The 12,758-nt window shown below is 64.9% G+C and carries 14 protein-coding genes and 1 tRNA gene; 10 read left to right on the top strand and 5 right to left on the bottom strand.

The window, feature by feature from the left end; genetic code table 11:
- Nucleotides 1–23 precede the first annotated feature (23 nt).
- The 10 genes from tolR (at nucleotide 24) to VER16_RS11290 (ending at nucleotide 7,600) form a co-directional block, all read left to right on the top strand.
- Complete coding sequence (gene tolR, locus VER16_RS11335) at nucleotides 24–452, top strand: protein TolR (RefSeq protein WP_324808176.1); 429 nt, start codon at nucleotides 24–26, stop codon at nucleotides 450–452.
- The gene (gene tolA / locus VER16_RS11330; RefSeq protein WP_324808174.1) at nucleotides 442–1,500 is read left to right on the top strand and encodes a cell envelope integrity protein TolA; all 1,059 of its coding nucleotides are present in this window, start codon (nucleotides 442–444) and stop codon (nucleotides 1,498–1,500) included. Before tolR ends, tolA begins: the two co-directional genes overlap by 11 nt.
- A 175-nt stretch (nucleotides 1,501–1,675) precedes the next feature.
- Nucleotides 1,676–2,995 carry a Tol-Pal system beta propeller repeat protein TolB gene (gene tolB / locus VER16_RS11325; RefSeq protein WP_324808172.1) on the top strand — a complete coding sequence of 440 codons (1,320 nt, stop codon included), beginning with the start codon at nucleotides 1,676–1,678 and terminating at the stop codon, nucleotides 2,993–2,995.
- Nucleotides 2,996–3,058: 63 nt separating this feature from the next.
- A complete protein-coding gene (pal, locus tag VER16_RS11320; RefSeq protein ID WP_324808171.1) occupies nucleotides 3,059–3,574 on the top strand; it encodes a peptidoglycan-associated lipoprotein Pal in 516 nt (171 codons plus the stop codon).
- A gap of 3 nt (nucleotides 3,575–3,577) precedes the next feature.
- Nucleotides 3,578–4,393: a tol-pal system protein YbgF gene (gene ybgF / locus VER16_RS11315; RefSeq protein WP_324808169.1), complete on the top strand. Its 816-nt coding sequence runs from the start codon at nucleotides 3,578–3,580 to the stop codon at nucleotides 4,391–4,393.
- A gap of 111 nt (nucleotides 4,394–4,504) precedes the next feature.
- Complete coding sequence (queE, locus tag VER16_RS11310; protein WP_313146405.1) at nucleotides 4,505–5,206, top strand: 7-carboxy-7-deazaguanine synthase QueE; 702 nt, start codon at nucleotides 4,505–4,507, stop codon at nucleotides 5,204–5,206.
- Nucleotides 5,207–5,284: 78 nt separating this feature from the next.
- A complete protein-coding gene (gene queC, locus VER16_RS11305) occupies nucleotides 5,285–5,950 on the top strand; it encodes a 7-cyano-7-deazaguanine synthase QueC (protein ID WP_324808165.1) in 666 nt (221 codons plus the stop codon).
- Nucleotides 5,951–6,152: 202 nt separating this feature from the next.
- A tRNA-Lys gene (locus VER16_RS11300) sits at nucleotides 6,153–6,228 on the top strand.
- A 145-nt stretch (nucleotides 6,229–6,373) separates the two neighbouring features.
- Nucleotides 6,374–6,853 carry a Pycsar system effector family protein gene (locus VER16_RS11295; RefSeq protein WP_324808163.1) on the top strand — a complete coding sequence of 160 codons (480 nt, stop codon included), beginning with the start codon at nucleotides 6,374–6,376 and terminating at the stop codon, nucleotides 6,851–6,853.
- 18 nt (nucleotides 6,854–6,871) lie between these two features.
- Nucleotides 6,872–7,600 (top strand): adenylate/guanylate cyclase domain-containing protein, encoded by a 729-nt coding sequence (locus VER16_RS11290; protein ID WP_324808161.1) that lies wholly within the window; start codon nucleotides 6,872–6,874, stop codon nucleotides 7,598–7,600.
- Nucleotides 7,601–7,606: 6 nt separating this feature from the next.
- Here VER16_RS11290 and VER16_RS11285 read toward each other — a convergent pair whose 3' ends face one another.
- From VER16_RS11285 to VER16_RS11265, 5 genes are all read right to left on the bottom strand, one after another.
- Nucleotides 7,607–8,758, bottom strand: coding sequence for a site-specific integrase (locus VER16_RS11285; RefSeq protein ID WP_324808159.1), 1,152 nt, complete (start codon nucleotides 8,756–8,758; stop codon nucleotides 7,607–7,609).
- Nucleotides 8,758–8,973 carry a hypothetical protein gene (locus tag VER16_RS11280; RefSeq protein WP_324808157.1) on the bottom strand — a complete coding sequence of 72 codons (216 nt, stop codon included), beginning with the start codon at nucleotides 8,971–8,973 and terminating at the stop codon, nucleotides 8,758–8,760. The genes VER16_RS11285 and VER16_RS11280 overlap by 1 nt, the downstream gene beginning before the upstream one ends.
- Before the next feature lie 76 nt (nucleotides 8,974–9,049).
- Nucleotides 9,050–10,996, bottom strand: coding sequence for a DNA cytosine methyltransferase (locus VER16_RS11275; protein ID WP_324808155.1), 1,947 nt, complete (start codon nucleotides 10,994–10,996; stop codon nucleotides 9,050–9,052).
- Complete coding sequence (locus VER16_RS11270; RefSeq protein WP_324808153.1) at nucleotides 10,989–12,047, bottom strand: hypothetical protein; 1,059 nt, start codon at nucleotides 12,045–12,047, stop codon at nucleotides 10,989–10,991. The genes VER16_RS11275 and VER16_RS11270 overlap by 8 nt, the downstream gene beginning before the upstream one ends.
- Complete coding sequence (locus VER16_RS11265) at nucleotides 12,044–12,751, bottom strand: hypothetical protein (RefSeq protein WP_324808151.1); 708 nt, start codon at nucleotides 12,749–12,751, stop codon at nucleotides 12,044–12,046. The genes VER16_RS11270 and VER16_RS11265 overlap by 4 nt, the downstream gene beginning before the upstream one ends.
- Nucleotides 12,752–12,758 lie beyond the last annotated feature (7 nt).

Genomic DNA, 12,758 nt, shown 5'->3' with positions numbered 1-12,758 from the left:
CGACTGACCCGGGAGTCCAAGCCATGTCCGCTGCCATCGGTCGCCGCAAGCGCCGCAAGCTGAAATCGGAAATCAACGTCGTTCCCTATATCGACGTCATGCTGGTGCTGCTGATCATCTTCATGGTCACCGCGCCGCTGCTCACCCTGAGCTTCGATGTCGACCTGCCGCAGTCCAACGCCAAGGCGCTGGAAAGCAAGCAGGACCCGCTGATCGTCTCGGTCCGCCAGGACGGCCAGCTGAGCCTGAAGCTGCCCGACGCCAAGGAGCCGACCGCGGTCAGTGCCGAGGAACTGGAAGGGCGCCTGGCCGGCATCGCCGCGCAGGACAAGGACGTGCGCGTGATCGTCGCCGCCGACCGTGCCGTGGCCTATGAAAAGGTCATCGCTGCGATGGATGTCATCAAGCGCGCCAAAGTCGACAAGGTAGGCCTGGCCACCGATGCACGCTGACACCCTGCCACCGCCGCACAAGCAGGAACCAGGCTGGGGCCTGCCCCTGGCGCTGGCCGTGCTGGTGCACCTGCTGGTCGCACTGGTCTTCATCGTGGCCTGGCTGTGGTCGCCCGAGCGCAATACCGATGCCGCCGCAGGCGAGCCGTCGGTCGAAGCCAGCCTGGCGCTGTCCTCGTCCGAAGCGGCCGCCGCGCGCCAGGCCCTGCGCCAGTCGGAAAAGCTGGAAGACCTGCCCGAGCCGGTGCCTGAGCCGGTGCCAGCACCCGTGCCCGAGGACACCATCCCGCCGCCGCAGCCGATCGAGGCGCCGCGCCCGCAGGATGCGCCCACGCCGCAGCAGCAACAGGCGCAGGAACGCATTGCCCAGCCTGATACCAAGGACCAGGACGCCGCCAATGCCCTGGCCATTTCGCAGGAAAAGGCCAAGCAGGAGCAGGAGGCCAAGAAGCGCCAGGAGCAGATCGACCTGACCGAGCGCAAGCGCCAGGAAGAAGCCGAACAGAAGGCGCGCCTGGCCAAGCAGCAGGAAGCGGACGCCAGGAAGAAGATCGCCGAGCAGGAGAAGGTGGCTGCTGACAAGGCCGAGGCCGAGCGGCAGAAGAAGATCGCCGACATCCGCGCCAAGCGCGAGCAGGCCGAGAAGGAAGCCAAACTGGCCGAGCAGAAGCTGCGCCAGGTTGCCGCTGCCCGCAATGCAGCCGGCGCCGCCGCAGCCAGCAACAGCAGCCAGGCCCAGCCGGCGGGCGGCGGGGGCGGCACCAGCGATGATCTTTCGGCCAAGTACGCTGCAGCCCTGGTGAACAAGATCCGTGGTTCGTGGACCCGTCCGGACAGCGTGCCGCTGGGCCAGCGCTGCCAGATCACCATCACCCAGATCCCGGGTGGACAGGTGCTGCAGGCCAAGGTGGGCGCCAACTGTCCCTACGACGAAGCCGGCAAGCGCTCGATCGAGGCGGCCGTGCTCAATGCGCAGCCGCTGCCGTACCGCGGCTTTGAATCGGTGTTCGCGCGCACGCTCAACCTGACGTTCACCCCGCAGGACTGATCGCGGGTCGTCGGACAGCCCCGTCCGCCCAGTGCGGCGGGGCCATGATGTCAACGACGCGTGACCGCGCAGGCTGGCACTGACCCGGAATTCACGTACCCTTGGTTCATGATTGCGAAGCGGTTCACCCGCCGTTTGCTATCCCTCGTACCGGTTTCCCCCTATTGAGCGCTCCATGAAGAAGATGCCTCGCTGGCTTGCCGTGTTTGCGGCCCTGTTGCTGCCCTTCGCTGCCTTCGCGCAGCAGAGGAGCCTTGACCTTGAGATCGTCGGCGGCAATGCCTCCGCGCTGCCGATCACCGTCGTGCCCATGCCCTACCAGGGTTCGGCCGGTGCCCCGCAGACCGATGTGGCCGGTGTCGTCCGCGCCGATCTGGAACGCTCGGGCCAGTTCCGCACGCTGCCCGAAGCGCAGATCGTGGAAAAGCCGACCCGTGGCGGCGAGATCCAGTTCCCCACCTGGCGCGCGCTGAAGCAGAACTACATCGTGGTCGGCCGCGTGATGGACGCCGGTGCCGGCGCGTACCGCGTCGAGTACGAACTGTTCGACGTGCCCAAGGGCGAGCGCCTGCTGGGCCTGGCCATGACCGCGCGCGGCAACGCCATGCGTGATGTCGCCCACCAGATGGCCGATGCCATCTACGAAAAGATCACCGGTGTGCGCGGCGCCTTCTGGACCCGCATCGCCTATGTCACCGCCAGCGGCAAGGGCGACGCCATGCGCTACGCGCTGATGGTCGCCGATTCGGATGGCTACAACCCGCAGACCATCGTCCGCTCGGCCGAGCCGCTGCTGTCGCCGTCGTGGAGCCCGGATGGCGGCAAGCTGGCCTACGTCAGCTTCGAACGTGGCAACTCGGCCATCTACATCCAGAACATCTCCACCGGCGCCCGTGAGCTGGTCACCAGCTTCCGCGGCATCAACAGTGCCCCGGCCTTCTCGCCGGACGGCCGCAAGCTGGCCCTGACCCTGTCGCGTTCGGGCAACCCGGAAATCTACGTGATGGACCTGGGCAGCAAGCAGCTGACCCAGCTGACCAACCACTTCGCCATCGATACCGAGCCGACCTGGGCCCCGGACGGCAGCGCGGTGTACTTCACCTCCGACCGCGGCGGCCGTCCGCAGGTCTACAAGGTGGGCGCCGGCGGCGGCAGTGCCGAGCGCGTGACCTTCCAGGGCAACTACAACGCCAAGCCCTCGGTGTCCTATGACGGCAAGAAGATCGCCGTGGCGCAGGGCTCGGGCAACAGCTACAAGATCGCGGTGATGGACAGTTCGCGCGGTTCGGCCAGCTGGGATACGGTGTCGGTGGGTTCGCTGGACGAGTCGCCCAGCTTCGCCCCCAACGCCAGCATGATCCTCTACGCCGCCCGCGAAGGTGGCCGTGGTGTGCTGTATGCCGTCTCGGCCGATGGGCGCGTTCGCCAGCGCCTGGTCCTGGCCGATGGTGATGTGCGCGAACCGGCATGGTCCCCATACCGTACCCAGCGCTAAAAGAGTGTTAATATTTTCGCTGTCTTGACCCCTCATCGGCCTAGGAGCCACAAAGGTATTGCCATGAACAAGTCCACCCGCGTTCTGCTTGTTTCCCTGCTGTCTGTGGCCGTCCTGGCCGGTTGCACCAAGAAGGTGAAGGAAGAAGCCCCGGCTTCGGTCGACACCGGTTCGACCACCGCTCCGACCGCTCCGGCCACCTCCGGCCTGTACGGCCCGGGCGACCTGGACACCGACGCTTGCCTGCGCCAGCGCGTTGTCTACTTCGACCTGGACAAGGAAGACGTGAAGCCGGAATTCCAGGCGATCATGGCTTGCCATGCCAAGTACCTGCGTGACCGTCCGTCCTCGCGCATCACCCTGCAGGGCCACACCGACGAGCGCGGTTCGCGCGCGTACAACCAGGCCCTGGGCGAGCGTCGTGGCAACGGCGTCAACTCGGCCCTGCAGGCCAACGGTGGCTCGGCTTCGCAGCTGACCGTCGTGTCCTACGGTGAAGAGCGTCCGGTCTGCACCGAGTCGAACGAGTCCTGCTGGTCGCAGAACCGTCGCGTCGAAATCGTCTACACCGCGCAGTAATCCATGCGCATTGGCATCAAACTGATGCTGGTCGTTGCGGCAGCCCTCGTGGCTGCCGCACCGGCGCACGCACAGCGACAGAGCCTGGCCGACCGTGTCGGCGCGCTCGAGCAGCAGATGTACAACAACAGTGCCAACCAGGACCTGTTGAACCAGATCAATCAGCTGCGGCAGCAGGTCACCAGCCTGCAGTCGACCCTCGAGCAGATCCAGCACGAAAACGCCCAGCTCAAGCAGACCTCCCAGGACCAGTATCTGGATCTGGACAGCCGCCTGAACCGGTTGGAAGGGGGCGCTGCCCCGGCCCTGCCGCCCGTTCCGGCGACCACGTCGAAGGCCCCCGCGGCCCCGGCGCAGCCCACGGCGGCGGCCACTTCCGAGCGGCCGCCTTCAGTGCATGGCGACCCGGGCAGCCTGGCGGCGACCGGTGACGAACGCACTTCGTACAACGTGGCCTTCGATGCGCTCAAGGCCGGCAAGTACGACGATTCGGCACAGCTGTTCCTGAGCTTCCTGGAGCTGTACCCGAACGGCGTCTACACCCCCAATGCGCTGTACTGGCTGGGTGAGAGCTACTACGCCACCCGCAATTTCCCGATGGCCGAGTCCCAGTTCCGTGAACTGATCTCGCGCTATCCCACCCACGACAAGGCCTCCGGCGGCCTGCTCAAGGTTGGCCTCTCGCTGTACGGCGAAGGCAAGGTCGACCAGGCCCAGCAGACCCTGGAAACCGTCGTGGCGCAGTACCCGGGCTCGGATGCCGCGCGCACCGCGCAGGACCGCCTGCAGTCCATCCGCCTGGGCAAGCAGATCCGCTGATCCGCCTGCCGGGCGTACAATACGCAACCTGTAGAGCCGAGCCCATGCTCGGCTGCTTTCGTTTCCGGCGGCGGGTAAACCGGCCGCCCGCCCCATGAAGAACTGCCCGCCATGACCGCCGTTTCCCCGTCCGCCGCCGTCGCGACCCCCAGCGAAATCGTGCAGTCGCCGCTGCCCCGGCTGAAGATCACCGAGATCTTCACCTCGCTGCAGGGTGAAGCCGATACCGCCGGCTGGCCGACCGTGTTCGTGCGCCTGACCGGCTGCCCGTTGCGCTGCAACTACTGCGACACGGCCTACGCCTTCCACGGCGGCACCTGGTGGGATATCGACGACATCGTGGCCGAGGTGCTGGCCCAGGGCGTGCGCCATGTCTGCGTGACCGGCGGCGAACCGCTGGCACAGAAGCGCTGCCTGGTGCTGCTGCAGAAGCTGTGCGATGCCGGCATGGACGTCTCGCTGGAAACCTCCGGCGCGCTGGACGTCAGCGCAGTCGATCCGCGCGTGTCGCGCGTGGTCGACATCAAGACCCCGGGCTCGGCCGAAGCCGCGCGCAACCGCCTGGAAAACCTGCCGCTGCTGACCGCGCGCGACCAGATCAAATTCGTCATCTGCAGCCGCGAGGATTACGACTGGGCCAAGGGCATGCTGGCCGAGCACGAGCTGGTGAAGCGCTGCACCGTGTTCTTCTCGCCCAGCAAGGGTGAGATCACCGCGCGCCAGCTGGCTGACTGGATCGTCGAGGATCGGCTGCCGGTGCGCTTCCAGATGCAGTTGCATAAGATTCTGTGGAACGACGAGCCGGGACGATGAGCCCGGGCGTGGTGCCCTGATGTAGTTCCGGCGCGGGACAGCGTGCTGGCTTTCCCCTCCCAACCGGAAGATTTCTCCATGAAGAAGGCAGTCGTGCTTCTCTCCGGCGGCATGGATTCAGCCGCCGTCATCGCCATGGCCCAGGAACAGGGCTTCGCCGTCCATGCCCTGAGCGTGCGCTATGGCCAGCGCCACACCTCCGAGCTGGACGCCGCCGTGCGCGTGGCCAAGGCCCAGGGCGTCATCGCCCACAAGACCGTCGACGTGGACCTGCGCAGCATCGGCGGCTCGGCCCTGACCGATGACATCGACGTGCCCGAAGCGGGCGGCGAGGGCATCCCGGTCACCTACGTGCCGGCGCGCAACACCATCATGCTGTCGCTGGCCCTGGGCTGGGCCGAAGTGCTCGGTGCCAACGACATTTTCTGCGGCGTCAACGCGGTGGACTATTCGGGCTACCCGGACTGCCGCCCCGAGTTCATCGCTGCCTTCCAGGCGCTGGCCAACCTGGCCACCAAGGCGGGCGTGGAAGGGGCGGGCATCACCGTGCACGCGCCGCTGCAGTTCCTCAGCAAGGCGCAGATCGTCAGCGAAGGCGTGCGCCTGGGCGTGGATTTCGGCCTGACCGTGTCCTGCTACAACGCCGACGCCAGTGGCGCCGCCTGTGGCCACTGCGATGCCTGCCGCCTGCGCGCACAGGGCTTCGCCGATGCCGGCGTGGCCGACCCGACCCTCTACGCCTGATCGGCTTGCAATGGTGGGGGCCCCTCGCCAACGGGTGGGTGCGACTCGCCGACTGGTGGGTGCGAACCACCTCATTGGTAGGTGCGAACCTTGGTTCGCACTGCTCCTCGCCGGGCACGACCCGGCGCTACCTCGACTACCTTCCCACCAAGCCATCAAAGTAGGTTAAAATGCCGACCCCGCCGAAAGGCAGGGCATGCACGGGCCGTTAGCTCAGTCGGTAGAGCAGAAGACTTTTAATCTTTTGGTCGATGGTTCGAATCCATCACGGCCCACCAATGCAATCAACGACTTAAAGCGCCCGAGTGGCGCTTTTTTCGTCATATCCGTAATTCCCTCCGTAAAACCGGATCACGCCAGCGTTGCATTGCATGCTCGTCGCGTCACAATTGCGACGACAGCGGTGCAACAGGAAGGGGAGACATGGAGTCATCACAGAGAGCTTGGACCCATCTGCAGGTCATCCTCAGCTTCTTCCCGCGCGTGGATGCGATGCTCGCCGTACTGCTGGGCGTGAACACGGCCATGGCAGGGGTTCTGTTCTCCAAATGGCCCGGGGCAGCGGGCGCTGATGGATGGATAGTGATCACTACCATTTGCTTTGCTCTGTTCTCAGCGTTGTGTTACCTGGCTATATATCGGGCTGCATTCCCGAATCTCGAGCCTGCGGGGAAATCCACCATCTTCTTTGGTGACGTGGCGAAGCTGTCTGCGCCAGAATATTCGCGACTATTGCTTGATGTATCCGATAGAGAGTTAGCTTTGGAGATTGCCCATCAGGTGTGGAGGAACTCATCGATCTTGATGATTAAGTACGGATTCCTCAGAAATGCATTTGGTTGGTTGCTCGCATCAATCGCCCCCTGGGTAGTTTCGCTACTCTCCATCTCTGTTGCTCGCTAACGTAAAAGGAGTTCGTCGATGGGTCTCAAGGAAGATGTGCTCGCCGAGGTTGATGCGGTTCTAGCAACAGCTTGGGACTTGCGAAAATCCGAAGCAGTTCCAGCAGCAGAGGACGTGGCCCTAGGCTCAGGAGCCGTGGAAATTGACGCTGCGATGCTGTATGCCGACTTGGCTGAGTCCACCAAGATCGCAATGACACTCCCTGCATGGTTGGCCGCCGAGATCGCCAAAGCATTTCTGGCTACTAGTTGCAGAATAATCCGACACCATGGTGGCCATATTCGAAGCTTCGACGGTGACCGCGTCATGGGTGTTTTCGTTGGGAGTGATCGCTGCGCCAAGGCCGCCAAAGCATCTCTGCAGATCAACTGGGCGGTCGTGTATGTGCTAAGGCCCAAGTTTGCGAAGTACCCATCAATCTCAGCCAATGACATAACAATTCAGCATGGCGTCGGTATAGATGCCGGGTCAGTTTTCGTTGCTAGAACTGGGATTCGTAGAAACAACGATCTTGTCTGGATAGGAAGGGCCCCAAACGTCGCCGCGAAACTCGCAGCCATCCGAGAGCGGAATTTCAGCACGTACATCACCAAAAGCGTCTTCTCGCAACTGGATGATCGGACTTGGTGGCACTATCCGCCGGCTGGTGGGGCCAGGCAATTGATGTGGGAGGAGAGGAGCTGGCCTCAAGGACCGACGGGACTGTCGGAGCCGATCTACAGATCGAGCTGGTCTTGGGGTCCTTAGACCGGCTTAGCTACTAGAGCCGGAGGGTTTAACCCTTGGTACGCTCTTGTCGTACACCTTCATCATGGCATCGGTTACGCCGAGGGCATCTTGCCGCTCCGCCCGATTCCCGACCGTATCCGTGCCGCCTTTTCTTTTTAAGTCATGCAGGCTGAAGCGTTCTTCGGCCAGGATGACCTCTGAGCTGATAGCGAGTTGGATGAAGCGCTGCCACGTACTGTCCAGACTTGTCTTCTGCAAGGGTTCGCCATGCTCTGCAAGGAACAGATGGCGCTGATCGGCCCGCAACTGCACTGGCAAGCTGTGGCGCTCGATGATGGCTTCACGGCGTGCGATGGCGGCGTCCCATGCGCTCCTTAGCCGCGGGGTCCACTCCACCAGATTGTCGCGACTGCGCTTCCGGCGATTCGTGTGCAACCCCTCGACCGTGCCTTGTGCCTCGGTCAGCGTGAGCGTCTCAATGCCGCGCAGTCTGCAGAGGTAGCCCAGCTCCATGATCATCCACAGATAGGCCGGTACCGAACCCTCGGTCCGGGCCGTTCGCATGGAGCGCTCATGGGCGAATGCCAGCAGCTTTGCATAGGCTGCATCGGTAGGAAGACGCTGGCGCTTACGCTCCTTCGCCTGTTCCAGTCCCTGTGCGGGATTGTGGTCAACGATTCCTCGATTAAGCGCCCATCGGAACACGAGTCGCGAGTAGCGCAGCACCTTGTTTGCCTTTGTGGGCGTACCTGCCGATTCGATCTTGTCGACTAGGCGCTGGAAGTTGTGGTTCCGCAGCTTTGCCACCTGGAGTTTGCCGAATGGCACGCCAAGGTTGGTGGGATAGCTGATCAGCACGTTCCGCGCGGACTCGTAGTCGTCACGGGTGCCTGCTGCGAGGCCCTTGAACTTGGCGCTGTCGTGATACTGGACGCACACCCATTCCACGGTCCCGGTGTTCTCGCCCGTCTCCATGATGCTGTGCAGCTCGGACAGCTTCGCCTCCGGCCCGGCGACGGTGCGGCGGATCTTCTTGGGTCCGTCGATGCCCGTCGCCGTCGCCAGTACGTACCATCGTCCACGGCCGGTCGCATCCCAGTACATTCCCTTGGGGATCTTCGCCTGGTCTATGTGCGGCGGGATCGATGGATTGTGCTTTCTCGGTCGAGGTGCCATCAGATGACGTCGCTTCCATAGGTGTCGTTGGAGGCCTGCTGCAGGCCGAGTGCTGCGTTCATCGCGGCAGCGGTGGTCCAGATGCCACCCTTGCCGTCGTACTTGTAGCGAATCCCTTCCTTGCGAGCCCACGCTTCAACGGTGGACAGGCGTGGTCGTTCGCCAGGCCGGCAAAGTTCCTGCAGATCCTGAAACTGGAGAACTTCTCCGATCATCGATCCCCCTGGCCTGAGCGTGGGGGCGGATCTATCTCGCAGACAGCCGCGAAGGCATCGGTGAGCCGATACGCGGTCACGCGGCTACGGCCATGCTGTTGGGCACGCGGTCCAGATTGGCCTCGGCCAAGGCGCGCAGCGGCGGCGGGCTGACGCTGTTGCCCACCATGCGCACCTGCGCGGTGGTCTTGAGCAGTGTCCCGTTGGCAGTTCGGTCGATGATGTAGTCGGGCGGGAAGCCCTGAGCGCGGAACAGCTCATGCGGCTTGAGCATGCGCAGCTTGATATCCACGATGACGTAGGCCGCGCCCTTGATGTGGACGGTCACCAACGCGAGCCGGTCACGGGTGGTGATGGTGTCGACCGGGTCGGTCAGGCTGGGTACGTTTGAGCCGGTGCCGTAGTACTTCACCAGGAAAGCAGCCACGCGCAGCGCACCGGCCTCCTGTTCCGGGGTCAGCTCGGACAGCTCTGCGCTGACCAGCCGCTGCTGGCTGCCGCTGGCGGTGATCGTGCTGACCGGATCACGGGCATCGTTGCCCGCGCCCTGGTAGAAACCGCCGTTAGCCTGCTCGAGGAAGGCTGCCATCACCCCATGGCCGCCGCCGCTGGCGACGATGGTGCCGATAGGGCCCTGGATATCGTTGATGCCGTGGCTGAAGCGCCGGCCCGGTGTCTTCCCCTCACCATGGCCCATCTGGACGAGGCACGGCGCCACCAGCGCGGTGTCTGCCTTCGTGGTCATGGTGTAGAGCGGTTCGTCGCCCGAGCGCGGTTCGGACTGGCCGGCGCGGCCGCCGACGCCAGCAAGGATCGGCGTCACCACCGAGAAGTGGCCGCCCTTGACCCCGGCACACACCGTGCGCAGCGGTTCGTCGGCAGCCATGGTGCGCTGGTTGCTGGCGTTGGCGTGCTCCGCGATGAAGGGTGCCAGCTCCGGAGTAGCGAGCATCAGCTCGCCGCGGTTGGCGGCCGTGATCGTCTTGAGGGGCTCACGGATGCTGTGCACCCGGTCGGCGCCCTGGTGGGTGACCGGGACGATGAACGGATCGGCGGCCTCTATGACATGGCGCCGCACGCCCTTGGCGATGCGGCGCATGGTCGCGTCGGCCAGATCCTTCTTGCGGCCGAAGATCGAACGGCCGAGGTCGGAGAAGTCCAGGCAGTCGGCGGCGGTGACGCGGGGCGTCTGGCCCTGCGCGATGCCGTGGCTGACCTTCGGCCACGCGATGGCCTCGCCGTCGCGGCGCGCGAGAAGGAACAGGCGCTCGCGGCTGGTTCCGGCGCCGTAGTCGCTGGCCACGAGCTTGCGCCATTCGACCGCATAGCCCAGTGCACGCAGCGCGGCAACGAAGTGCCGCCAGGTGCGTCCAGCGTGACGCTTGTCCGGCACCAGCAGCTGGCATTCCAGCGGTACGCGCTCGCCCGGTGCCGCGACCTCGGTGCGCACGTGGACGCGCTCAGTGTCGACCTCGCCGGTCTTGCGCTTGACCTCGCGGAATTCAAACACCGCCTTGAACACCCGGCCGGTTTCCTTGCAGCGCTTAGCCACCAGCGGGCCCCAGGTCAGGATCTGCCAGACGTTCTCCATGGAGATGACGCGCGGCGCGGTGTTGGTGCCGTGCAGGCGGTCAGCACGCAGCAGTTGGCCAACCCACTTCAACACCACCCACGACAGGGCGCGGGTCTTCCGGCTGCGCGGCTGGCCGCCCTTGGCCTGGCTGAAATGCGTGCAGTCCGGGGAGGCATGGAACCAGCCGATGGGGCGGCCGGCCACGTCCACGCGCGGGTCGGCGTGCCAGATATCTTCGCGGTGGTGCTGGGTGAGCGGGTGGTTGGCGGCGTGCATGCCGATGGCCAGTTCGTCGTGGTTGTACGCCAGGGCGGGATCGATGCCGAGGGCCTGCTTGAGGCCTTCGCTGGCACCGCCGCCGCCGGCGAACAGGTCAACCACGATTTCGCCCGGGCGCAGGCGGGAGCGCTGCGGCGCGGGGAAGTTGAAGGAGCGGGAGCCGTCAGCCATTGGCGGAATCCTTGGTCCTGATGGAGGCCTGACCACTGGAAACGGCTCGATCCGTGAGCCGATTACGCTCGCTATTCGGCTCACGGCCAGCGTGGCTGTCGATCAGAGCCAGCAGGCGGTCGGCTTTTGCAATGCAGCGGTCGAAGTCGTGCGTCTGGGTTCCGTGCTTATCGCAATCACGCTTCCCCGCAACGGATTCAAGCCTGAACAGTTCGACCGCCTCCCGGAACTGCCCCAGGTCCACGGCCTGCGCAGCCGCATCGGCACGCGCCGCTTTCCAGAACGGCTCGGCCCAGTGACCGGCCGGCGGCCGCGTATGGCCCTGAGCGCCAAACGTCAAAACGTCGGAGATTACGCCGGCCACCATGGCGCGGATGCCTGATGGGTCGGCATCGAGCGAGTAGGGAAGGTCCACGGTCCGCGCGGGCGGGGCGGCGTAGAGCTTGGTTCCAAGCGGCAGACTTGGCGTGATGATGTTGCTCGTTCCGTCGGTGTTGAAAGATTTGCGGGACACTTCTGCCACCGGCTCCTGCGCCACCGGCTGCCCATCAACGCCCAGTTGTTCGACGTTTTCGACTACCTGATTTGATGCCACCGGCTGGCGGGCGGTGAGGGCGGCTTGAAGCGCGGCATAGGTCGCTTCCGAAATCTCGCCGTGGTAGTCGCCGCTATCAATGTCGCTGATTACGCGGCGCGCGGCTTCGACCAGCGCATCCGCCTGACTCACCGGGGAGGGCTGGGCGGCGGTGGCGGTATTGCCGGGTTTGGTGGCCTCGTACGCTGCGGCCGGATCGCGTTCCAGCAGCTTGCCCACAGCGGGGTTGAGCGCACACACGACGGACCACAGCGCGCTCAGGTAGTCGCTGTTGTCATCGAAGTAGATGGCGCTGACAGCTGCATGCAGTGCAGCCGACTGTCCATCCGTGGCGATCTGCGTCCCCTTCACCTTCTCCGCCAGCTCCATCAGGGTCAGGCCCGGCTGGCCGAACAGCGCCTCGCCGATCTGCGCGACCAGGCGATCACGCGCGCCGTCTGCCATCGAGGTATTCATGCGCGGACCTCCATGGCTTCGAGAGCGGCGATAGCCAAGGGCCGCACGAACCACGCGGCCAGGCCATCCTCCGTTTCGCCCAGCCAAACCAAACGCCAGTCAGCGCCAGGGGCTTCCGGGTTCCAGTCGATCATCTGCTGGATGTTGGCGTACACACCGGTACCGACCGATTCCTCCTCGAATTCGGCCTCCACCACGACCAGGTCGAAACCTTGGGCGTAGAACAGCGGCAGGAGGGACGACTCGCGGCCGTCAGCCCACGCAGGCACGTCCGGGTGGCACAGGATTTCGCCGTAGCCGTCGCGCGCCGGCAGTCGGGCGGGGTCATACAGTCCTCGCCACGGATCGGCTGGATCAATGCCGGTGCCATTCTGTCCGCGCACCAGCTGCAGCAGCTGCGCGGCATGCGCCAGCCGGGCCTTGGTGGTATCGCAGAGCGGCGTGTCGCCCTCCTGGAAGCTGCTGCGAAGCGAGGCGTACCACGCGGCAACCGGTGCCTCGAACACGCGCAGATCCTGCACGCGCGGCAGGCGGGCATGCAGGTCGAGCAGCGCGGTCGAAGCCTGGGCCAGAGGAACCACCTTTGCAGTGTTGGGAATCCACACCGCCTCTACGGCGATTGCCTCCAAGGTGCGGACGGCCTCGCGCAGCACGGGGCACGCGTAGGCGATGGGAAGTTGTTTCGTCGGTTGGGTCGCGGTCATCGGTGTT

Origin of the sequence: Stenotrophomonas sp. (assembly GCF_035634915.1) — a bacterium.
Taxonomy (GTDB): Bacteria; Pseudomonadota; Gammaproteobacteria; order Xanthomonadales; family Xanthomonadaceae; genus Stenotrophomonas.
The sequence above is the reverse complement of the archived record's forward strand: the minus strand, read 5'-3'. Positions and strand labels throughout refer to the sequence as shown.

Coding starts and splice junctions, on each gene's coding strand:
- tolR (WP_324808176.1), top strand. CDS start 24: ATGTCCGCTGCCATCGGTCGCCGCAAGCGCCGCAAGCTGAAATCGGAA.
- tolA (WP_324808174.1), top strand. CDS start 442: ATGCACGCTGACACCCTGCCACCGCCGCACAAGCAGGAACCAGGCTGG.
- tolB (WP_324808172.1), top strand. CDS start 1,676: ATGAAGAAGATGCCTCGCTGGCTTGCCGTGTTTGCGGCCCTGTTGCTG.
- pal (WP_324808171.1), top strand. CDS start 3,059: ATGAACAAGTCCACCCGCGTTCTGCTTGTTTCCCTGCTGTCTGTGGCC.
- ybgF (WP_324808169.1), top strand. CDS start 3,578: ATGCGCATTGGCATCAAACTGATGCTGGTCGTTGCGGCAGCCCTCGTG.
- queE (WP_313146405.1), top strand. CDS start 4,505: ATGACCGCCGTTTCCCCGTCCGCCGCCGTCGCGACCCCCAGCGAAATC.
- queC (WP_324808165.1), top strand. CDS start 5,285: ATGAAGAAGGCAGTCGTGCTTCTCTCCGGCGGCATGGATTCAGCCGCC.
- VER16_RS11295 (WP_324808163.1), top strand. CDS start 6,374: ATGGAGTCATCACAGAGAGCTTGGACCCATCTGCAGGTCATCCTCAGC.
- VER16_RS11290 (WP_324808161.1), top strand. CDS start 6,872: ATGGGTCTCAAGGAAGATGTGCTCGCCGAGGTTGATGCGGTTCTAGCA.
- VER16_RS11285 (WP_324808159.1), bottom strand. CDS start 8,758: ATGGCACCTCGACCGAGAAAGCACAATCCATCGATCCCGCCGCACATA.
- VER16_RS11280 (WP_324808157.1), bottom strand. CDS start 8,973: ATGATCGGAGAAGTTCTCCAGTTTCAGGATCTGCAGGAACTTTGCCGG.
- VER16_RS11275 (WP_324808155.1), bottom strand. CDS start 10,996: ATGGCTGACGGCTCCCGCTCCTTCAACTTCCCCGCGCCGCAGCGCTCC.
- VER16_RS11270 (WP_324808153.1), bottom strand. CDS start 12,047: ATGAATACCTCGATGGCAGACGGCGCGCGTGATCGCCTGGTCGCGCAG.
- VER16_RS11265 (WP_324808151.1), bottom strand. CDS start 12,751: ATGACCGCGACCCAACCGACGAAACAACTTCCCATCGCCTACGCGTGC.